Here is a 22,958-nt window from a genome sequence, read left to right as displayed (position 1 = left end):
CCGCTGTAGCAGTTCCAGTGGTGAACGTAACACCAAGTAATGCACTTTCTGGTGGCAAAGTTATTCAGGATAATTTTGGCTATTCCTTTGGCAATTTTAGTTCACCACTGCACCCCCCATCAATAATATTTGTACGCCATACCGTGACCTTCTCAACGGTTTGTTCTTACTATAGGTCGTAGCAATGCGCATTGTTTTTAGTAAAAGCTCGCAGTAGCAACTTGATGGTTACTCTTAGTAATACTTTGTTGCACCTTGATGCGATGGTTACTTCAGGTAGTCGCTGGGTTATTACTTGTTGAGGGGGAGATTAAGTTATTAAATATCGACACAGAGGGAGCACATATAACTAATAATGTATAACCATTTAGTTTTTAATTGTTATTTATTTCAATTGATTACGGTGTGCTTTGTTGCGGGTGACAACTGTTAACCTGTCAATGGGCAGACTTTTGATGATTTGATCCCCTTCTAATCGCATCATACTGTGATCCGAATAGAGTGTTTAATCGAATCAAAAGACAGTCTATGTGGATATGGGAGCAAACAAAATAACCTGGATTTACCAGGGCAAAGTCCGCATTGAGGCTTCCTCCGAGCGAGCTGGCTTGAACTGGGGACTTTGTTGCGGCGACTATCAGCTAAGTCATTAGAGTATAGGCAAAGTATGCTTGATACCTCTTCTATCGGTACAAGAGCCTGATTTTGGGTCGTTAACAAAGCAACATGACTAGTTGATCTGAATTAAAACGTCACATGGGATAAATAAAGTTATTTTATATGTTAGTCAACATAGCCTCAGATGGTTCTATAGTTAAAGACTGTTCAGTTTTAAGCACTGGAGTTTGCTAAGCTCCCAGAGCTTAAAGGGAAATAATGGTGTTTTTATTGCACGCTTATAATGCGCTGCTTTTCAAATCAGGCATAGTCAAAACGCCTTAGCGCTATTTTGAGTGCGTGTTCACAATATTTAATGAGCTATTTTAGGTTCATTAAATCTATAGAAACTGACTTAATGTTCTTAAAATGACTCAGTAATTCGATTTGTTGTCAATTAATGCGCGGTTATGGGAACAATAATGTGGAGGGGTATAATATAATTTGAAGACGTTTTACACTGACTCGACATATTTGTTTTACCCATAAGCACTTTCATTTTGCTCGCCGGCAATTGAGGGCTTAACAACTCGTTCATATATGAAAGTGGGATCCCACAAATTGTGCGAGAGTACCGCATTTCGGATGTATAAATTAGAAAATGATTGATGAGAGTGTTGTTAACAATGGAAAAGTCATCGGGTAATGCAGGGCGCCCTACTTTGAGTGCTAAACGTTCAAAAATGGGCCCTAATGAAAAAGATGCACTGATGTTAGCTGTGAGTCGGGATTTGCTAACAGGGACAAAAACAACTGGACAGGCTCTGAGGTTTTTACGGGTTGAACTGTTGTCGCTTAACCAAGAGCAATATGCGCGGATGGTCGGTGTCACTAGAAAAATACTCTCCGAAATAGAAAGTGATAGGTCAAAAGCGAATGTTTATGTGCTCAACAGGGTGTTAAGAGGTGTTGGTTTATATGCCGCTATTTTACCGCGTGACAATTTCATAAAAGGTGAACTATTTAAAGAGTTCAAATATATCGAATAACTTGGAGACTGATGTCATTAACGCTATTCGGTTGAATCGGGATAACATGTTTTATGTCATATTGAGCAAGAGTACACATGTCCTTAAGTTGCCTTAATCTAGGACGATTTTGATTAACCAAGCGAAAATTAAACGCAAATGGTTCAACATGCTGATAGACGAAAAGTCGATAAGTGGTGAGCCTTGTGTATGCTTATTTTCTAAAGCTCTGCGAATATGAGCTTCAAGTTAAATCAAAAAGTGGTTTTGACTACGTTTAATCATTCAAGCGGTCGAGATTACTCCTCATTAAAGCAGCTGAAATAGTAAGACTTCTTCTCTAAGCTGTGTAGGCGATTGGCTCATATTGTATGTAACCAGCACGGTGTTGCTATAATAAGGCCTATACTAATTCATAGATATATCGCTATTTGCTTAAATTAATGTTTATGTTGTTACCTATGGGCGCTTCATACTTCAGCGTTTCGCTTAGCAAAGAGGTTATTAGCTTGTCAGCGCAGAGGTTTGAGTTTATTGGTATTATAGCAAGTGAACCAGAGGATAGCGGATCCCCAATCATCGTTGGAAAAGTGTACTGTTTACTTCCCCGCGATTCTTGCCTAACTTAGGTTGCGACTTTTTTAGCTAAGTGGGTCATTTTTAGTTGAGAGCTTACAGCACTTTGGTATTGAAATATGCTATTATCCGCCCCGTTATATCATTATTTCTTCAGTTATTAAGTAGTCGTATTTTATGAAGCCTCAGAGCCAAATGGATCAAAAAATGGATTTTTTGCAGTGTTTGTTTTCGCTAAAGCGAGTGGAAAAACGAATTGTTAGTGTCTTAATCGACTCTTTATTCTTAGTCATAGCGTTTTGGGGCGCAGTACTCGTGCGTGTTGACGATATTAACGCATTAGCAAATGGTAGCTACTGGTTACTTGCTGTCAGTGTGGTTCCGATTAGTATTCTTGGTTTTGCTAAACTCGGTCTATATCGTGCGGTATTGCGTTATATGGGATTACAAGCACTGACGGCAATTTTGTTGGGTGTGCTCGTTTCAACCATAAGCTTAGTTTTATTTGCCTACTATTTTGAATCTCAACTTCCTAGAACGGTACCTATTATCTACGCCGCATTTTCTATCGTTTTTATTGGCGGTACGCGCACTATGGTGCGTGCTTTTGTTGGCACAGGAATGAAGCGCGTCGGTGAACCCGTGATAATTTATGGTGCTGGTGTAAGTGGTCGCCAACTAGTTACAGCTTTAGTCCAAAGCCATGAATACTATCCTTTCGCTTTTGTCGATGACGATACAACACTTCATGGAACAGTGATCCAAGGCGTACACGTGCACTCGCCATCGATTATGCGCAAATTGATCAGAGAGAAGCAGGCAACTAAAGTGCTATTAGCACTGCCAAGTGCTTCAAGATCTCGTAGAAAAGAGATTTTGTTATCTTTAGAACAACTAGCAGTACAAGTACTTACTTTGCCAGCTATGGCTGACTTAGTTAGCGGTAATAAGCTTTACACCGATATTAAAGAAGTTGAAATTGATGATCTGCTAGGTCGTGATAGTGTTAGGCCTCGAGAAGATTTAATGACTGCTAATATTAAAGGCAAAGTCGTTATGGTTACTGGTGCAGGTGGCTCTATTGGTTCTGAGCTGTGTCGTCAGATCATTAAGCAATCACCTAAAAAGCTGGTGTTATTTGAGCTATCAGAGTTTGGTTTATATTCAATTGAACGAGAGCTTGCTGCTTTGGCTGCGAGTTTAGCGCTTGATGTTGAAATTTATCCAATGTTAGGTTCAGTTCAGCGAAAGAATCGCATTAAAGCTGTAATGGAAGCTTTTGAGGTGCAAACGGTTTACCATGCTGCAGCCTACAAGCACGTTCCACTAGTTGAGCATAACGTAGTCGAAGGCGTTAGAAACAATGTGTTTGGTACTCTCTATACTGCTCAAGCTGCGGTAGCGGCTAAAGTAGAGACATTTGTTCTGATCTCTACCGATAAAGCGGTTCGTCCAACTAACGTAATGGGTACGACTAAGCGTTTAGCAGAACTAGCGTTACAAGCTCTGGCGAATGAATCACATTCAACACGTTTTTGTATGGTTCGTTTTGGTAACGTGCTGGGTTCATCAGGCTCTGTTGTTCCATTGTTCAGAAAGCAGATTGCAGCTGGTGGTCCTGTAACGGTAACACATCCAGAAATCACCCGTTTCTTCATGACGATACCAGAGGCTTCACAATTAGTTATTCAAGCTGGTGCAATGGGTAAAGGTGGGGATGTATTTGTTCTAGATATGGGAAGCTCTGTTAAGATCGTCGACCTTGCTGCAAAAATGATCCGCTTGAGCGGATTTGAAGTTAAAGATGATATTAATCCTGAAGGTGATATCAGTATCGAGTACAGTGGTCTTCGTCCAGGCGAGAAGCTATATGAGGAGTTATTGATCGGTGATGATGTGACAGGTACGGATCATGAGCGCATCATGACAGCTAATGAACAATACCTACCTTGGCAGGAGCTTGAGGTTATCCTTAATAAATTAGACTCAGCATGTCATCAGTTCCAACATGAAGCGATTAGAGATATTTTGCTTAGTGCTCCGACTGGCTTCAACCCAACAGATGGGATCTGTGACTTAGTTTGGCAACAACGCACAAACGAAGTTGAATTAGAAACTGAAAATAAAAAAGTTGTGTCAATAGTCTCTTAACTAGATAGCCTGATCTCTGAAAGCCAGCTCGTTGAGCTGGTTTTCTTGTTTTTAAGCCATACTTCATTTTACCTGAATTACTTTATTGAAATTTTAATATGGGTCATAAATTAATTTTCGGCTTAGCTAATAATTGTTGGCATATGGTTTAATTGTGCTTATTGGTTGGTGTTTCTTTTGAAAAATATTACTAGTAACCAAACTGCTACCAAAGGGATTGTATTAGCTGGCGGTGCAGGATCTCGTCTGTATCCAATCACCCGTGGCGTATCGAAGCAGCTATTACCCGTTTACGACAAACCCATGATCTACTATCCGTTATCTGTTTTGATGTTGGCGGGGATTAGGGAGATCCTAATCATCACTGCACCTGAAGAATTACCTTTATTTAAAAGGCTACTTGGCGATGGTAGTGACTTTGGTATTAATTTGTTGTTTGCTGTTCAAGAAAAGCCAGAAGGGATAGCCCAAGCATTCATTATCGCTGAAGACTTTATTGGCGATGATAATGTTTGCCTGATTTTGGGGGATAACGTTTTTTATGGGCAAGGGTTTAGTCAGTTATTAAATACAGCAAGAAAGCGTGAAACAGGTTCTACTATTTTTGCTTACCAAGTTGATCAAGCTGAAAGATTTGGGGTTGTTGAATTTGATAAAGACTTTAAGGCGCGGTCTATTGAAGAAAAGCCTCTAAAGCCTCAATCAAATTGGGCTGTAACGGGGTTGTATTTTTACGATAGCAAAGTGGTAAGTATTGCAAAGAACTTAAAACCATCAGCCCGAAAAGAGTTAGAGATCACTGATATCAACCAAGCTTATCTGCTGTTGGGCCAACTAAAGGTTGAAAAGTTAGGTCGTGGATTTGCTTGGTTAGATACAGGTACATTTGATAGCTTGCAGCAAGCATCATCTTTTGTGCAAACGATTGAAACAGTTCAAGGTTTAAAAGTCGCGTGTTTAGAAGAGATTGGCTGGAGAAGTGGTTGGTTATCTAGTGCTGATATTGTTCGAATAGCAAAATCAATGGTTCACAATAGTTATGGGCAATATTTGCTTAATTTGGTAGAAGATTAGTGATGAGATTTTGTGATGAGTAAAATCATATTAGTCACGGGCGGCTCAGGTTTTATTGGGTCGGCATTGATACGTTTTTTGATTGATCACACAGATAATAGAGTGATTAATCTTGATAAACTTACCTATGCTAGCAATGAAAATAGCTTAGCAGAGTTAACATCTTTAGAGCGCTATTCTTTCATTCATGGTGATATTTGCGATCGTGCTTTAATGGTTAGACTGTTAAAAGAGTATCAACCTGATTGTATTATGCACCTAGCTGCAGAAAGTCACGTTGATCGCTCAATCAATGGTTCTGCTGAGTTTATGCAAACCAATATTATGGGCACATATACGTTACTTGAAGTCGCTCGTGAATATTGCGCCTCTATCAGTACTGCACAAAAAGAGTGTTTTCGTTTTCATCATATTTCTACAGATGAAGTCTATGGCGATTTAGAAGATGAAGGGCTGTTTTCTGAAGAAAGCCGCTATGATCCTAGTTCTCCTTATTCAGCGAGCAAAGCTGCATCAGATCATTTAGTTCGTGCTTGGCATAGAACTTATGGATTACCTGTAGTTGTGAGTAACTGCTCTAATAATTATGGTCCTTTTCAACATAGAGAAAAGCTTATCCCGCAAACGATACTCAATGCGCTACAAGGTAAACCTATTCCTGTTTATGGTAATGGTTTGCAAGTTCGAGACTGGTTATTTGTTGAAGACCACGTAAAAGCCCTTTATTGCGTATTAGTTAATGGTGCAGTTGGGCAAACATATAACATTGGTGGAAGTTGCGAAAAACACAATATAGATGTCGTTAATGCTATCTGTGATTTGTTAGAGGAATTAGTACCAAGTAGTCCTAATTCATTAAAGTCTCAAAGTAATATTCGCGGATTTAAAGAATTGATTACTTATGTAGCTGATAGGCCTGGACACGATAGAAGATATGCAATTGACTCTACAAAAATTCAAAAAGAGTTGGGGTGGAAGCCTATAGAGTCGTTTGAGTCAGGGCTGCGAAAAACTGTAGAGTGGTACATTTCTAGTTTCGATGCTCCAAAATTGTAAAAAAACCATAATGCTAAGTATGGCAATAGTGTCGATTTATTCCGAGATGAAAATTAGCAATTCCTATGAAAATAATACCTAGTTCAATTCCTGATGTGCTGTTGTTTGAGCCGCAAGTCTTTGGCGATGATCGTGGCTTTTTTATGGAAACCTTTCGTCAATCTGAGTTTGAATCTTTGTTTACTCAGGCTGGGTACGTTTGCCCATTTTTTGTACAAGAGAACATGAGCCGTTCGCAAAAACATGTGTTACGTGGCTTGCATTATCAAGTACAACAAGCCCAAGGTAAGCTAATTAGGGTTACAGCGGGGAGTATTTTTGATGTTGCAGTGGATATTCGCAAAGACTCAAAAACATATGGTCGATGCTTCTCGCAGGTATTATCGGCTGAAAATAAGTTGCAGATGTATATTCCGCCAGGCTTTGCTCATGGTTTTTATACCTTGAGTGATTATGCCGACATCATTTATAAGTGTACCGATTACTATGCGCCTGAGTTTGAACAAACGCTTGCCTGGAATGATCCTGAGCTTGCTATTGATTGGCCGATAGAGCAGGGCATTGAGCCTATATTGTCTGATAAAGATAGAGCTGCAATGGCTTAATTCTCTATGGTTTTCTAATTGTTTTTAGTTAGCTCTATCTTTGTTGCTTTAGCGCTGCTTCTAATGCGCTAAAAGCACTCACTCGATTTATCATACCTTTACCCCAAAATAACTGGCTTACCTCGTGATATGTTTGTGTATACAGCTCTGTTTGGCTACTAATTGCTTGAGGCTGAAGACACTCAAGTAAGTGGTTAAAGCTTTTACATATAGGCGCGAAACTTGGCAGCTTATTAGTGTAGTCGTACATGTTTCGACAATCTTGTAGGTAATCTTGCTCGTCAAAGCGGTAAAAACAAACTGCAGTCCCGAGCGGCAATACATCGATAAATAGCGATGAATAATCGGTGATCAGTAGATGTATTTGCCCTAAAATACCGTAAACATCTTCCAGATGAGAGAGGTTGACGATATTGGGAAAGTCGACAAAGTCAGCAGCTAATGCAAGCTCATTAGGGTGTAATCGCAGCAGTAAAATTTGATTATTTTGTACAAGATGGTCTGATAATTGTTGCCAGTCAAAAGCGTGTAAATATGGATTTTTTTGCTGCTTATTATCCCGCCATGATGGCGCATAAAGAATGTATTGTGGCTGTGTAGCTAAACCTGAATTTATGCCAGTCACAGAATCATTTATTAAGTAACGTAAATCAATTTTCTGCTCAGGATGCTGGTGATAGTAGTCGGTTCGTGGACTCCCCGAGCGCACTAACACAGAGCCTTGATTTTTGTTTGAAGCCTCCTTTATTGAATGCGCACTGTTTTGGGAACTAAAGCCTGTAACACTAACGTTGTTGATTGAGTTAAGCCTAAAAGCACTACTGAAAATGTCATCCATTAATGGGCTAGGGCTCAGCATTAAGTCCGGTTTGATTAATTGCTGGTGGCTGACTAACCATTGCTTGAGTTGATTCAACTTTCCTTGAGGGTTAAACACCTCTGTCATTGGTCCGTTATTGATATCAAACTCAATTTTTTTCATTGGTAAACCGTGCCACAAGTTTACTTTAGTTGCACCGTTAGCAAGCCATTGGTTAATGTCGCCAATATAGCTGTTGTAAAAATAATACTTTGCACTGAGGCAATGGAATATCCCTTTTAGAGACCAGCGATAATAGGCTTCTTGGCCAGACTTTTTCCGTTGGCGTACAACGTCTTTATTACCGCTAATCCAAATGGTGCGGATAAATTGAGTATGCTGCCAGTGTAAGTATAGGTATTTGCTGTTGTCGCTAAAGCTATCTTTATAGCTACCAAATACGGCTTTATGGTTACTTCGAGGAAAAACAGCCACTAAGGTATAAATCAGCTTTCTTACGCAGGCCTTTAAGTAATCTGTTACTTTTAATTTATGTCTTAGTGTTAATGCCATTATTCGGTTCTTTGTTATTTGTTTGCTTTGTTATTTGGCGCACAGGGCTTATTTGTGTCCTGTATGCTTTCTTGTTGCACACGTGGCTTTTTAGCTAAACTGTTTTTGATTTCAGTCGATGAGATCTCACCAGTTCTGTCTAAATAGACAACGTCACATAACAAGCGCAGTTCGTCAAATTCGCCGCGCCAATCATCTCCCATCCCAAATACGCTTACATCGTAACGGCAAATATCTTTGGCTTTTTGATCCCAGCTGCTTTCAGGTACTACCATATCAACGTATTGGCATGCTTCGACAATCTCACTGCGCTGCAGGTAACTAAAAAAAGCTGCTTTGCCTTTTTTGGCGTTAAATTCATCAGTCGACACTGCCACAATCAACTTATCGCCTAATGCTCTGAGGCGTTTAAACAAGCGAACGTGACCGTAATGGAATAGATCGAATGTACCGTAAGTGATAATAGTCTTCATAACGATATTCTCCTGTGCGCTATTTTTTCATTTGCATTGACTAACCCATTGTTAGGTAATGTTATTTTCGTTTAAGTTTAACTAATGTGTGGCTGTGTTTTAGCGTGTTTTGCTGATTTCGTGGGTGATAGGGTTGTTATCAGCTTAATTAGCTGTTGTTTGATGGTGAGCTGAGTAAATTCAGCTTCAATAAGTTGTTGCTCTTCTTCTGGAATGGAGCGGCTATCTTGCAACTGCAGTGGACCATATACCCCGAAAGGAGCTGACTGCTCAGGGGGGAGAACCAACGGACTCGGATTAAACAGGCTGTTATCAAGAGGCTGAATTTTTTCGTTACTCTCTGATGCAACTTGACTGGATTGTTGCTTGTGCTCGTTATCCTTTGTTTGTGTTGAACGCTTAAATGGATTACAACCCAGCAAGTTCAGTTTGCCGCGCACTACGAGTATTAGTTGAGGTAGGCGGCTGATAAATGGCGAGCCTAAATTTAGACGCCAGCTTGAATATGTTTTTGCATCAACTGTTACTAATTCTTTATATAACGGCTGCTTACGGTTATGTAGTAATGCCGCGACGAATAATAAAGGGCTAAATAGTAAAGCGCTGACCAACATGACAAGAGCGATGGATTGCTCGCTTGCACTGACTTCAGTGTTATCAACAAGAGAATTTTGGTTTCTTGCTAGCAGGCTTTTGTCATCAAGCTTGATATAGCCGCCAGTATTAACTGAGATCAGTAATGAGTTGCAGATTATCGCATTGCTTACATTTAGGTTTTGACCAACATAGCTGTCATCTAAAATAATGCAGTTTTTAAGAGTACAGTTTTTGTCGACTAAACAGTTTCTTCCCACCACTATGTTTTGCTGCATAGTAGCGCTTTCATCAATCCAGCTATTCTCACCGATCACCCCCCAAGCATGTTGATTTCTTAGTTGGCCTGTTTTAGTTTTTGCACCGATATAAAAACCACAACCTTGGCTAGCCGCACTTAAAAATCGACCTTGCGGACTGCTACCAATCACTTTAGCTATTGCCATTGAATAGTTTGCCTGCACGTAGTTATCTATACTGTCCAGCATAAAACAGTCACCGTGAAGCACTTGGGTTACACTATCGCAATGTGTTTTTTCAATGAGTCGCTCACTTGGGATCAACGGCCAATTCATTGCACTGGTGTAGTCAGCTGCCGCCGGCAGCATCATTAGCCCTGCATTTTGATTATTGATTTTTGCGATAACTAAACTAGCGGGCATTTGTAGGCTGAAAGCAACAAATGACTTAATGCTTGGGCTACGTAGAATATCAGCCCGAGCCAATAAGATAGATTGAGACTTATCAAGCGACATTCGTTTGAGCACTTCAGATGCAAGTTCTTGATCACGACTTAAAAAGTAATCTACGCTTAGGCCCCAACGCTCGCCGCTACCAATTAATGCTTTGAGTTGGCTAACTTGATTAGAGACAACAAGCTTGACCTGTTTTACTCCTGCCTCAGCTAAGTCCTCTAAGGTGTACTCAATAACACTTTTATTGCTAACTGGCAGCAATGCTGGGCAGTAAAAGCCATTTAAAGGCATTAATTCTTCGCCATTACGGTTTGCAAATACCACTGCTTGCATAGGACGCTCCTTAGTATGCACCGCGGGCAAAAATCACCGCCGGAATCGTTTTAAGCAGTAGCCATAGATCGGCAACTAACGATTGTTTGTAGATATACTCAATATCAAGTTCTACTTGTTGCTCAAATGGAATGGTTGAGCGGCCTGATACTTGCCAAATACAGGTAATGCCAGGTTTGACTGCGAGCCTATTACGGTGATGCTGTTTGTATTGTTCGACCTCTGAGATAAGTGCTGGGCGTGGCCCAACAAGCGACATCTCGCCTTTTAGTACATTCCACAGTTGTGGTAATTCATCAATTGAGGTTTTGCGTATACAGCGACCAATAAATGTAATTCTTGGATCGGCTTTCATCTTAAAAATTACGCCGCCATTCATTTCGTTATTGCTGGCGAGTGCTGTAAGTCGCTTATCGGCATCTTGGTACATAGAACGAAACTTCCACATGGTAAATGGGCGGTTGTATAGACCACAACGAGGTTGGCTATAAAGTACTGGGCCGCGAGAACTCACTTTTATTGCTATTGCGGTTAGAGCAAAAATGGGGCTGAGTAATAAGAGTAAGATTGCGGCTCCAACGAGATCTAAGCTACGTTTTGCTGCTTTACTGCAGCGCATCGCCAAATCAAATTGCGCTCGACGTACATTGGCACGTTTACAATCAAAACTAGGTAGTTCGGCTTGGCGTCTGTTGGCCTTGCCAAGTTGCGCCTGTAACTGGGTGGTTAGCTGCGCATCGGTTAAGGGCGTTCCTTGCTGAGTATTGGTTTTTTGCGGCGTACTTTGTTGGGTTATACGCTTTTTAAGTTGACGGTTTTCACGCCATACACGGTACAAAAATACCGGGTTGCCAATGATGTAGCGTTTCCACATTCTTGTGGGCTCTTGCAGTAACCTAAAAGTCCACTCCAACCCCATTTGCCTTAGCCACAACGGTGCGCGTTTAATCCGATTTGAATAAAAATCAAATAGCCCGCCAACACCTATACCGATCGCGCAGTTAAGTTGAGATTTGTTTTGCGCAAGCCAAAGCTCTTGAGTTGGTGCGCCCATTGCGACTAATAGTATGTCGGCATTGACGCTGTTTATTGCTTGTATGACTTGTTGATTATCTTGACTGTTTGCTGCAGTGTTGAAATAACCGTGATGAGTACCCGCTATCTTAAGATTTGGATAGCATGCTTGCATATTTTGCGCAGCAGTTTGTGCCACATCTGCTGCGCCACCGAGCATATAAATTGATAACTCCTGCTGTGCCGCAAGTTGGCATAGTCGAGGAAACAGATCTGTACCATTTAAATTTGCACGTAATGCTTCACCTTTACTTAAGCAGGCGACTCTTAACCCGATACCGTCGGCAAATATGCGCTGGCTTTGTTGTAGACATTGACGATAGTGTTCATTTTGAGTGCTGATATTTAGGCAGTCCGCATTGATAAAAGCGTATTGCTGCATGCCTGCAGATTGATTACTTGGAGTATTAGCACTAGATGCTTTGGATCTAGGTAACTCAACATTCAGTGAAACGGCACTTGCCGAACTTTTTTGGCATTGCAGTAAGATCTCATCCAGCAGTTGTTGCATGGTCCAGTTGTTAAGCGAGATCCCAAACAGTGAAATGGATTTACTCGACTTCGGTGTATGACTAAAAAATAGCGCCATAGCGGCACGTAGTACAAGGCTTCTCACAATTGCCATTAGATAACGAGCCAAGTTGCTGTGGGCTTTAGTTAAGGCGTTAGCGCTGTCTTCAAAATGTAAACCTGTAAGTGCATTAAGCTGCTCCATCGACATCAAACCAGGCTTGATATTTTGGTTAGGCTTTTGTTTATCTGAAACAGGAGCAGTATTGATATCGGTTAAGACAAATTCTGTCGGGGCGCCAATAATAGCGATATCACCTTTGATTAAGTTGAGCAGTATCGGCAGCTTTTTGTACCAGCCGTTGTAGCTAAATTGCAGCAGTTCAATGACCTGCGTTGAACTACCTTTGATATAAACACTTTCAAATGCACAGTTTGAGATAAATAGGCTTCTTAAATAGCCATAGACCATCAAGGGGCTGACGATAACTAATGAAATAATCCCGCTTACACTGTCAAAGCAGCAAATGCTAAATGGTGTTCTAATCTTACCAGTTGGGTTATTTGGCATAATCTTTCCTTCCATTTATTCAGCGAACGATTACGGCTTTATTATTTCTGCCTAGTTATAACGGGACTTGTATAAATGTTTTCAAATATAGAAATGCATATAGCTTGCCAGTTTTTAAATTCATTTAAATACAGTTTATTAGCTTATTTTGTTGGTTGTAATACTGGATGTTTTGAAACAAATAGAGAGGCTATTTGCAACTTGCAAGGCAGGCTGCAAATAGTGTTTAAAAAGGATTAGGCTAAGTCGCGAGCTAACTATGCGACGCTGAAAGGGGTTATTAACTATTAGTTGATAGCATTAATCTGTTTACTTAACTGCTAGCTTTTAAGCATTGGGTTTATGTTTTAACAAATTATCGCTCACTCCATCCTTACTTATGAGAGCACCTTGTATTCGCCCCAATAGCGATTGCGCCGCTGATTCGACTTGATTATAAATAGATAAAGGCAATAACTTTAGCGAATAAGCTGCAGCCATAGTCGCTAGCGTTCGCCCTGTTTCTGCTTGTAGAATACTTGGGCATGTCATTAGCGCTTGATGGAGGTGTTTTACTGCTTGCTGACCATTTTTATTACGAATAGCCTGCCTAGCAATATAACGTAACTGAAAAGCACGCGCTTTTTTCTCGTATTGCTCAACTAAGCGGGGGGCATATCCACGGGCTTTATCGATCATTTTTTCCCACGACTGATATTGCTTAACCAGATCTGCGGATAAGCCTTGTTCATTGAGGCGGTAGAACGTTAATGGAGCGGGGATCCCTTCTATTTGCCAATGAGTTGTTGTGATAATTCTTAACCAACACTCAATATCTTCTGATTGTCGGAACGCTTCGTCAAAGTAGCAAAGGTGACCTGCTGTACCGCGATACTGGATATCGCTTAAGGTCTCTTTACGTAATACTGGTGCTGAGCCATTGCCGACTGGATTTCTGCACAACAAGTGCTTGGCATCAATACTATTAAGCTGCGGCATTTGGTAAAACTGAGTTTTGTCGCCGTTATAATCCATAAAAAGAGAGCGTGAGAAACTGATCCCAACCTCTGGAGCTGCATCTAGGTGTGCCACATGCTGCTGTAGCTTTTCGCTATGCCACATATCGTCAGAATCAATAAAAGCGACATATCGACCTTTAGCATGACGAATGCCGGTATTTCTGGCTGCAGAAAGCCCCTGATTTTGTGCATGATTGATAATCTGGATCCTAGGATCATCAAATTGTTGGCATAGAGCTAAGCTATTATCAGGTGAGCAATCGTTGACTAACAGTAATTCAAAATGAGTGAAACTTTGCGCTAATACTGACGCGATAGCCTGAGTGACAAATGCCTCTACATCATAAATTGGCATAACAACAGAGACGGTAACGGGCTGATTAGGGCACTGGTGGTTGTTCATAATAGCCTCCTGATGATGCTTAATTGGGCTGTGGTTAACTAGTGATTAGGCTTTGACAAAGTCGTAAAGGTTGAATGTAAATAAAGGGTGAGTGCTGGCATTAAAGCTAAATGAACCAGCAGAACACTTAAAGCAACGGCTTGTAATCCGAACTGACTTGCAAGCGAAATCGACATGATTAACACCAAGGTAAATGCACTATTGCAGGCGAGATTAAATTGGCTTTTGCCGATACTAATTAAGTATTGGCTAGCTGCTTCGCCCAGCGGGCGAACTAGGCCGCTTAAACACAGCAAAATAAAGATTGGTAGCGCGCCGGCATCGAGCCACTTTTGTCCATACACAAAAGGAACATAAATAGGCGCAAACAAAGCCTGAATACCGATAATGGGCAAAGTAAGTAACATAATGAACTTGAGCGATTGAACATACTTTTGTTGAGTATCGCTACTCTTGTTAGCGGGCTCATGAGTCTTTAGTGCTTGTGCTTGATTTTGTTTATTTGAACTTTGGCATAAGTGGGAATACAGCGCGGTGCCATAGCTTTGTACTAACCCTAAGCTGATCCCAAGGCTTGCATTAAAAGCGAAGAAGTAAACACCTAGGGCTTCAATTCCAAGAAAATAGCCCACTAAGATATAGTCAATATTCTGCCTAAGAACGATGGCCAGATCACTAAGGCCTACCTGAAAGCCAAAACTCAATATTGCCCTAGCGCGCGGTGAAATAAGCAGAGTGAATAAGTTGACTGATGGTAGCAATCGTTTGTACCAAACTGCAGTTGAAAGGCGTTTATTGCTGGTGGCATTTTCAGATGTTGTCGATACAGGTTCTGACTGTGCAGGCTGCAAAGGCATTGAGTCCAATGGTTTCGCGTCTGATAAAGCTTTAGCGTTTGATAAAGTCTCGGGTAGGGGATTGCGATATCTATGAACCCCAATCCAAATAAATATCACAATGATCTTTGGCAAAATAATTGCCCAGATCCCTAACCCGAGTAAAGCGAATGTGGCGGTGAGTAAGCCATCAAATAATGTTTGCCAAAGTACTGCACGGCCAACAATACGCATTTTGTTAGCGCGCAAGTTGATTGCAGCGTAAAGCATACCTAGTGGTAGTAATAAATAGCTTGTTGCCATAAGTATCATAGGAAGTATTAGCTGCATGTCATCAAAATAGATGGCAAGCGGCCAGCTGAGTAAGCTCATGGCAACGAAGGCGATAATTGCTGCCAGCCAATTAACTTGGCTAGCAGCATGCAAAGAGTGTTTCAGTTGTTCATCATCCATTTTTATTAAGGCTGCAGATGAGATCCTGCGGGTTGGTGTACAGATGATTTCAAAACAAGTGAGAATAATGGCGACTTGACCGAAGATCTCCGGAGTCAACAAACGGGCAATAATAATACTTGATGCTAAGCGAACAATACGACCAAGTACTTGTGCTGAGCCTAGCCAAAAAAGACTTTTGCCTAGGGCGCTGCTGAAGGATGTAGTCAGGGCATGCTGGTATTGCATTAAGCTTTGCATATATCCTCCGTAATTAGTTTCTATTGAGATAGTGACTCTAGTACTTACTGCATTTTTGCTTCGGTTTTAATGAGTGAGTAAATTTGTGTATTAGCGTTGTTGATTAGATTTAATACAGAGTTCATGCCAAGTTTTCAGATTAATGCAATTTTAAATAAGACTATGAAAATATGTGCTTTATTGTTTGTGTAAAGCGCAGTTGTGCGACTGTTTTCTTGGTCATTAAGTTAATTGCAAATTGGTATTGCAAAATGCGAGTCAGATAGCTATTCACATACATTGAGTACTGTTTAATGCAATATAGGTATTAAGTTTGATAGAAGGACTGACTCAACGCTATTTGTTGCTAAATAGAGAAGTAAAAGATGGAAAGCGTTACCGCTTAAGCTCTGTAGCTCAAGCAGTCTAACTAGCAGGTATGTCATGGGGCAGCAATATAGCAGAACTCTGTGGTTTACTTGAACTTGTGATTTGGGGATTTACCCGCGCTTTATGGGCAATACCAATAACGATTAATCCTGGCCAAAACAGATAGGCTAAGATCTCTAAATTTTCGCCAAAGGTGTATATAAATAGTTGTAATAAAATGGCGACAGCAGTGGCTGATAACTTCGAGCTAAATACATTGCCGATAAGTGAAAGTAGGCTAACAAGCATTGGCAGAGCAAGCGCAATTGCGCCAAAAATACCTTTTACAAATAGTAAACCATACCAAGTATGATGCGAGCCAATAGGCATGTACTCAACAAGGTGAGGGCCACGTTCCACAATACCGTGGCCCCAATATATAGCTTCATTGCTCCAACGCTCAATGGCGATATTGGCGAGTTCTTGCCTTACTCGCGTAGAGCCCGCTCTAGCGCTTTTAAAGGCGTCGATACTCAGTTGGATTTTCTCTACGACTTCAATACCAAATATGCCGAATAACAATAGAATTGGGCTGGCGATAAAGTATAACCAAGGGCTACGGTGTAGGCGGATAAACATAAACCAAGACCCTAATAATAGGTAACAGACTAATGCCAGACGAGATTGAGAGAGCAGCACCATAGACAGGCTACCTAGTATACCGTAGAACTTATAACGCTTTGATTGCTCTTGAATTGCAAATATAAAGAATAAGTTACCGACCATACCTAAGGCTGGTGCCCAAGGGGTAAATAAACGCCAGCGTGGCAAACCGCTAGCGGGGTCGATTTCATACAAGCTAACACTAAAAAACTCTGGCCCCGGCCCACCAATAATGCTTAGCGGTGAAGTATAGAGAGTACTCGGAGCGCCGATACCCCAAGCGAGAATGAATATTGGTAATAACAACAGTGTGTGTTTACACACAATACAGCAAGCACGATACATGAGTTGTGGGCGAATATTGAGCGAGCCCAGTAGTGGAAATATAGCCAGTAGCGCCCAGCCTTTTGCCCAACCTATGCTAGATTTTATCAGTTTAGCCGCGCCAAGCTCGTGAGTTAAGTGGCCAATGACCAGCGCAAGTAACATTACAGCCATTGCGATAACCCAAGTGGTTTGCGCTTTGCTTAATGGATACATCACTTTATCCACCATGCGGCGCTTAACCATTCTTAGTAATAAGATCCAGGCAATGACGGGCGCAATAAGGTACATTGCGCCTACTAGCCAAAACAGGTAAGTACCCGTTATGGCACGCCAGACGATTACTTCGTCAGAATTTTCTGGAGTATAGGTTTGCGGATCCATAGCATCCCCATCCCTGCAATAATTGAAATTGAAGCGGCAATACCGCCCACCAGCGCCAGCAGTACTAATAAGTTGTCTGGCTCTTCAGCCAAACTCGGCGCAGCCATAAGTTGTAGTAACGGATAAGCGGCGTAGATGTCGGCCTTACCTATGTCCATTTTGGCTAAAGCAGAGGTAAATACTGCGGTTGCAACTTGGTGTTCACGCTGCAGATCTTCAAGCTTTGCGGCATCATCATTACTATCAGTAAATCTATGGTTCCAGTCATGGATCTGCTGAGTAAGTGTGTCTATTTGGTGCCTTAACCCCTCCGCTTCGGTATTTAGCGTCAGTAATTGCTGCATGAGTTGGGCTCTGCCATCCAAATCATCGGCAGATAGCATTAGCATGAGGCGTTTGTCTGTATAGCCTAATAGCGTTTTACAGCGCTTGCTTAATGCACTTAAAATTGATGTTTGTTCATCGCGATAGGTCACCACTTTAGGGTGACGCTTACCAAAGCGACTGCGATATTCAGCCAAAGAGGCGGTCACACGGGTGTAGCTTATAAGTAACTGTTGAAACAGTTGATCGTTTTTTAGAGTTAATAGCCCAGCGGCCTGTTTTGGCGTGAGTGAAAGGTGGATCTCGAGCATTTTTTGACTTGCTTTAACCCCTTGTAACTCAGACACTAAGTTAACTTTATTGTGTCTTAACCTTTCCATTGTTAAAGCAAGTTCTTTAAATTGTTCTAGCGACACTAAACCATGTTCAGATTGGAATTCTAAGAGTTTCTCTTGAGTATGGCTGACTTTATTGGCAAAGCTTGCCATCCCAACACGAATGGCATCTTCACGCTGCTCGATTTCATCGCTTCTAAGCTCAGATAATATGGCCTGCAAACTGTGATAATGCGCCCAGGCTTTCTGTTGGGCAGCCTTTGCTGATTGTGCTTTGATACTAAATTGCATAATACCAGTTTGATTAGGCAGCTTGAGTTTAGGGTTACCAAATTCTCCCGCTGTTAATTGCAGCGTTTTGGCTGCACTTGCCAGTAATGATTTGCTACTGGCGATAGTTTTGTAGTTAATTCTAGGGTCAATGGCACTACTGGTATAAGGCGATGTTGTAGAGCTATTAGCTTGACCAACACTATCGAGAGTAACATTAGCGCCAGTACCTGAGCCTGGTAAAATGAGTGTCCATTGGCTCACGTATCGATTAGGGCTTGCAAAGATAAACAACAGCACTAATAACCAAATAAGCAGTATTAGTAATAGGGTTGCACGTAAGTATGCTTGTTGTCTTTGTTTTACGCTTAGTTGACTACCATTAACAAAGTAGCGTTGAAGCCAAAGAAGTGGCCTATAGGCGTGTTTTGATTTCATGTTCGCCCCCTATTACTTAAAGTAATTCCAATAATGTTGCGGGAACTAATACTTCGGTAATTGAGCGAGCAATTTCTCGAATATTGGTTACGCGAGAGTCGTAACAAGCGATACCATCGCCGGGCATTAAAATCGGATTCATGCCGGTTTCCCATGAATGCCTGATAAGCTCATCCATTGACCTTTCAATGACATCAACTTGTGCTGTTAGTGGATTTTTGGTGATCAATAAAAGATGTCTGCTGGCGTTAGTTGATTGTGCTCCGCCGACACAGTTAGCTGCGATAGCCCCATTAAGTAAACGAGTACCATAGGGAAAACGTGTGGCATCAGTATCGACAGCTGATTGTGAGTTACTACTTGCGGGTTGAGTTAAGTTTGATAAAAAGACTCGAATACCCGGGGCAGTAATCTGTGATGGGCGGGCTAGGGCGTCATCGAAGTAATCATGCTGAGGTACATGGATATGATCGCCAGACATTAAGGTCATACTAGGCACTGGAAAGCCATGGATCACGCCTGACAGATCAAGGGTGAAGCTATGTTGTTCACGAATGACCATTATTTCTGAGATATTGGCATCTGGACGTACTCCACCTGATGCTCTCAGTGCTGCAGCTATGCTGCGTCTATCGGCTTGGTCACCACTATGATCACCGTCATCATCGATGATTTCAGTATCTGATTTTTGGTTTATTTGATGTTGCCCTGGTTCAAATACACCGCCTGAAACGGTTATTTGCACCGGCGCCCATTTGAGTGGCGTAATGCTTAGCTTTACGCTGTTTGCAAGCATAAATTGCTCATCTACAAGGTGCTGCTTAATCTTAGTTGATAAAGCTTGAACATCTAGGCCTTTAGCATGAATAGGCGCGAGATAGGGCAGGTAGATATAGCCATCATTATTCACCTCAACTGTTCCGCTAAACTCTTCCCCGTTGAGTACGCGCACTTTCAACCTGTCTCCCACAGAAAGGCGAATATTTTGCGGCAGATGCAGAGATTGCTGAGCTTGACCTGTGTGCATCAGGTAAGTGTTACCAGTCATATTGGTTAGTGTTTGTGATTGCGGCTGTCTTTTATCTGTTTTACTGCGTAAATAGGGGGTATCACGGTCGTAGAAGTGGCATTGTGTCATATCATTATTTTCGGCATCACACACAGCTTTTTGCTCTGGTGCGTGTGGCGTGACACAAGCAGATAGCATGATTAACGGCAGCATAGCGATTGTCGTTTTAACTGCTGCGGCTATCTGTTTATAACTTAGCTTTGTTAGGATGCTGTGATTGGGGTTCATAGCCTTATCCTCTCGTTTACTAATGCGACGACATAAGTGACGATTTATTACAGAACAGTGGTACTGATTAAAGTAGCTCTTCCTCTGTTTCGTTACAGATGTACTCAATTGCAGCTGCTTCATCTTCATAAATAGCGAAAATTTGATGCAGGCGAGTTAGCTCGATTAACGATCTCACACCAGCTGTTGGTGATAGCAGCACAATATCGCCATCAAGCTGCTCAATGCGCTTTAATGCAGAAATAAGCACTGAAAGGCCGCTTGAGTCGATGTATTCAACTTGGTGCAGGTCAATGACTAATTGAGTCATACCTGCATTAATTTTCTGAAGAATCGCCGCTCTGAGAGTCGGAGTCTGTGTCATAACGACCTCTAGCGGTAGCGTGACTTTGCATGCGTTATACTGTGGTAATTGAGAGAAGGTCATATTGCTATCCTTAAAAACGCCAAAGGCATTTTGCTTGATGGACTGAAATTTTCGTTCTGATAGTTAATAGGAAGCAATTACAAGGCCAACTTTTAAGTTGTTGTTTGTTATCTTTTAATTCTATTTTGATGTGTATATTTTGAACTGCTGCAAAGGCATTTTGAATTTGCGATGCAAAATGGATAAGCGTAAAACCTGTTTGAGTTTCGATTAGATTTTTTTGCTAAAATTAAAAACTTAGGGATATAGAAGTCTCAATATTAGATGTATTGAGAGTATTGAGAGTATTGAGAGTATTGAGAGTCGAGTACACCTTTTGCAAGGTTGGAATTCGCGTTGAGTACCGTTTTAGCTCAGTGCATTTATAAACGCTGACTTTATCTACTTTATCTACTTTATCTGTTTTAGCTTTTACCTATTTACTTTTTTCAATTTCAAGCAGGTATCATTTTTTATCCAAGAAGAATAGCTTAATGCTTAATTGTGCGTAGCAGCAATTATATCGCTAGAGTTAATTGTAAGTGTGTGCCAGCAACGGTTTGCTGACTGCGCACGCTATCCATCCAGTTGTTGATTATCCAGAGGCCGCGGCCAGACGATGCATTTGTTGCTGGGCATGATGTGGGTTGTAGAACCGTTTTGTGGGGCGAGTTATCAAGTAAATCTACAATCACTTTATGGCTGTCACAGTGTAGGATAACTATCATGCGTTTTAGGGGCGGAGTTGCATGTTCAAACACATTGGCGATAGCCTCTAATGTGCAGGTAATAATCTTAAACCGTGTGCCATCGCCAACTTGGTTTTGCTGCATAAATTGATCGATCTCTTTGCTAATTGAGTGACTCTGCATCACGTTTCTATCTAGGTTAAGTTGTAAGCTATTCATGTTTACTAATCCTTTTATTACCTGTTTTATTAGAAAATATAGGCGCCTCTTTAGTATCTTCTCTCTGCTAAAGTCCCACTATTAATGCTGCCGAGTATTAGTAGGCTGCGGGCAACTCGAGATCAGCATCAGAGAAATATCATCTTGGGCTTGTTTTTCTTGCCACAAATCGGCGCTATAGCTTAAAAAATGCAGTAGTTGTTCGGCAGGTAATTCTCTAGCCTCATTAATATTTTTCAGTAATTTTTGCAGACCAAAGCATCCAAATTTGCTGTTGCGGCATTCATAAATCCCGTCAGAGTAGAGTAATAGTTGGCTCTGTTTCGGTAAATTAACGCAATAGCTTTGATACAGATATTGAGGATCTAACCCAATAGGTAATTGGTTATTGGCGCTATGTTGACGAATCTCGGTATTGCTAGCGGCGCTGCAGTTAAGCTCATCATTTACCAGGCTATTAGCATCAAGAAAGTGAGCTGCTTGCTCTGTTACAACAATAGGCGCTGGATGGCCTGCATTCACTAACTCAACGGTATTTAGCTTGGTATTGATTATGCCTATGAGCAAAGTAGCAAAACGCCCAGCTTGTTGTGGATCGTCAAATTGTTGATTTAGCAGATTAACTAAGCCGCAGATATCTCCTGTTTGCCAAGCATTTTGGTTTGGGGATAAATAATGGGCTAAGGTAAAACTTAGCATTGATGCGGCGGTGCCATGACCACTGACATCAAGTAGATAAAAGCCAATACGATGTTCATCTATTTCAAAGCACTGGAACAGATCGCCAGCTAACTCTTGCGCTGGTTTAAAGGTGGTGTTGACTCGCCAGCCCTGATTAAGCTGGTTGTTTTGTGGTAGCAATGCCTGTTGCAACTGAGCAGCACTCTGCAGATCTTGTTTTAACGTTTTAAGGTATTCTTGTTCTTTAGCAAGTAGCAAGTTTAACGTTTGGTTATGAATAGTTAATTGCTGCTGCATTTGTATTATTCTAAGTCCAGCCAAAACCCTTACTTTTAACACTCCTGCGTGAAAAGGCTTAGAAATAAAGTCATCGGCTCCTGAGTTTAATCCTTCAATAATGCTGTCATTTTCATTCTTACCTGTGAGTAAAATCGTGTAGGGCGGATTGTTGTTTGACTTTATAGCTTTACAGAGTTCAATTCCGCTCATGTTTGGCATCATCCAGTCGGTAATTAACATATCAACTTGATGAGTTCTTAGGTAATTAAGGGCATCTTTTGCGTTACAAAAGCTGCTTACCTTATGATTCAATGATCTCAATAAATTTGCGAGTAGTAGACGCTCGCTGTCACAGTCCTCTACGACTACGATAGTCTGCTGTTGAGTGCATTGTTGCCTCAGGTTTTGAGTTAATGACATATGCTGGCTCACTTTTTATAATTGAATCAGTTCATTTAGCGCTAACTATAGAGTTAGACCAATGGCTGGATCTCAATACGCGATGTATCGGTATCGGCGTTTCAATACTGGACGTCTCGATACCGGGCATCTCGATATGGGGCGTTACAATTCGAGATATGAGCAAAGTGTGTGCCATACAGAGGTGTTGTCGTTTGTCATCTGTTTTTATTAGCTTTTTATTTGTGACGCCATACCGCATG

At 41.3% G+C, this 22,958-nt stretch carries 17 protein-coding genes; 5 read left to right on the top strand and 12 right to left on the bottom strand.

Features of this window, described 5'->3' with window-relative positions; translation table 11 throughout:
- Window positions 1-1,283: 1,283 nt before the first annotated feature.
- The 5 genes from L2740_RS13485 to rfbC all read left to right on the top strand — a co-directional run bounded on the left by L2740_RS13485 (window position 1,284) and on the right by rfbC (window position 7,087).
- On the top strand, window positions 1,284-1,646 hold the full coding sequence (locus L2740_RS13485; protein WP_248950680.1) for a helix-turn-helix domain-containing protein: 363 nt from the start codon (window positions 1,284-1,286) through the stop codon (window positions 1,644-1,646).
- 762 nt (window positions 1,647-2,408) lie between these two features.
- Window positions 2,409-4,352: a polysaccharide biosynthesis protein gene (locus L2740_RS13480; RefSeq protein WP_248950679.1), complete on the top strand. Its 1,944-nt coding sequence runs from the start codon at window positions 2,409-2,411 to the stop codon at window positions 4,350-4,352.
- A gap of 177 nt (window positions 4,353-4,529) precedes the next feature.
- Entirely contained in the window at window positions 4,530-5,426 is an 897-nt protein-coding gene (gene rfbA, locus L2740_RS13475) for a glucose-1-phosphate thymidylyltransferase RfbA (protein WP_248950678.1), read from the top strand.
- Between the two features lie 15 nt (window positions 5,427-5,441).
- On the top strand, window positions 5,442-6,482 hold the full coding sequence (rfbB, locus tag L2740_RS13470) for a dTDP-glucose 4,6-dehydratase (protein WP_248950677.1): 1,041 nt from the start codon (window positions 5,442-5,444) through the stop codon (window positions 6,480-6,482).
- A gap of 65 nt (window positions 6,483-6,547) precedes the next feature.
- Window positions 6,548-7,087: a dTDP-4-dehydrorhamnose 3,5-epimerase gene (gene rfbC, locus L2740_RS13465; RefSeq protein ID WP_248950676.1), complete on the top strand. Its 540-nt coding sequence runs from the start codon at window positions 6,548-6,550 to the stop codon at window positions 7,085-7,087.
- Between the two features lie 34 nt (window positions 7,088-7,121).
- Here rfbC and L2740_RS13460 read toward each other — a convergent pair whose 3' ends face one another.
- The 12 genes from L2740_RS13460 to L2740_RS13405 all read right to left on the bottom strand — a co-directional run bounded on the left by L2740_RS13460 (window position 7,122) and on the right by L2740_RS13405 (window position 22,716).
- Window positions 7,122-8,459, bottom strand: a complete 1,338-nt coding sequence (locus tag L2740_RS13460) for a CDP-glycerol glycerophosphotransferase family protein (RefSeq protein WP_248950675.1) — start codon at window positions 8,457-8,459, stop codon at window positions 7,122-7,124.
- A gap of 14 nt (window positions 8,460-8,473) precedes the next feature.
- A complete protein-coding gene (locus L2740_RS13455) occupies window positions 8,474-8,932 on the bottom strand; it encodes an adenylyltransferase/cytidyltransferase family protein (protein ID WP_248950674.1) in 459 nt (152 codons plus the stop codon).
- A gap of 77 nt (window positions 8,933-9,009) precedes the next feature.
- Complete coding sequence (locus L2740_RS13450) at window positions 9,010-10,554, bottom strand: sugar phosphate nucleotidyltransferase (protein WP_248950673.1); 1,545 nt, start codon at window positions 10,552-10,554, stop codon at window positions 9,010-9,012.
- Between the two features lie 10 nt (window positions 10,555-10,564).
- Window positions 10,565-12,709, bottom strand: a complete 2,145-nt coding sequence (locus L2740_RS13445) for a WecB/TagA/CpsF family glycosyltransferase (RefSeq protein ID WP_248950672.1) — start codon at window positions 12,707-12,709, stop codon at window positions 10,565-10,567.
- A gap of 327 nt (window positions 12,710-13,036) precedes the next feature.
- Window positions 13,037-14,110 (bottom strand): glycosyltransferase family 2 protein, encoded by a 1,074-nt coding sequence (locus L2740_RS13440; protein ID WP_248950671.1) that lies wholly within the window; start codon window positions 14,108-14,110, stop codon window positions 13,037-13,039.
- Window positions 14,111-14,148: 38 nt separating this feature from the next.
- Window positions 14,149-15,639 carry an oligosaccharide flippase family protein gene (locus L2740_RS13435; RefSeq protein ID WP_248950670.1) on the bottom strand — a complete coding sequence of 497 codons (1,491 nt, stop codon included), beginning with the start codon at window positions 15,637-15,639 and terminating at the stop codon, window positions 14,149-14,151.
- 405 nt (window positions 15,640-16,044) lie between these two features.
- Window positions 16,045-17,358, bottom strand: a complete 1,314-nt coding sequence (locus tag L2740_RS13430) for an O-antigen ligase domain-containing protein (protein ID WP_248950669.1) — start codon at window positions 17,356-17,358, stop codon at window positions 16,045-16,047.
- A complete protein-coding gene (locus L2740_RS13425) occupies window positions 17,316-18,725 on the bottom strand; it encodes a GumC domain-containing protein (protein WP_248950668.1) in 1,410 nt (469 codons plus the stop codon). The genes L2740_RS13430 and L2740_RS13425 overlap by 43 nt, the downstream gene beginning before the upstream one ends.
- Window positions 18,726-18,741: 16 nt before the next feature.
- Complete coding sequence (locus L2740_RS13420; RefSeq protein WP_338056258.1) at window positions 18,742-20,022, bottom strand: polysaccharide biosynthesis/export family protein; 1,281 nt, start codon at window positions 20,020-20,022, stop codon at window positions 18,742-18,744.
- A 67-nt stretch (window positions 20,023-20,089) separates the two neighbouring features.
- Entirely contained in the window at window positions 20,090-20,449 is a 360-nt protein-coding gene (locus L2740_RS13415) for an STAS domain-containing protein (protein WP_248950667.1), read from the bottom strand.
- A 497-nt stretch (window positions 20,450-20,946) separates the two neighbouring features.
- A complete protein-coding gene (locus L2740_RS13410) occupies window positions 20,947-21,336 on the bottom strand; it encodes an ATP-binding protein (protein ID WP_248950666.1) in 390 nt (129 codons plus the stop codon).
- 81 nt (window positions 21,337-21,417) lie between these two features.
- Complete coding sequence (locus L2740_RS13405) at window positions 21,418-22,716, bottom strand: SpoIIE family protein phosphatase (RefSeq protein WP_248950665.1); 1,299 nt, start codon at window positions 22,714-22,716, stop codon at window positions 21,418-21,420.
- Between the last annotated feature and the right edge of the window lie 242 nt (window positions 22,717-22,958).

This window comes from Shewanella pneumatophori, from assembly GCF_023283895.1.
GTDB lineage: Bacteria > Pseudomonadota > Gammaproteobacteria > Enterobacterales > Shewanellaceae > Shewanella > Shewanella pneumatophori.
The sequence above is the reverse complement of the archived record's forward strand: the minus strand, read 5'-3'. Positions and strand labels throughout refer to the sequence as shown.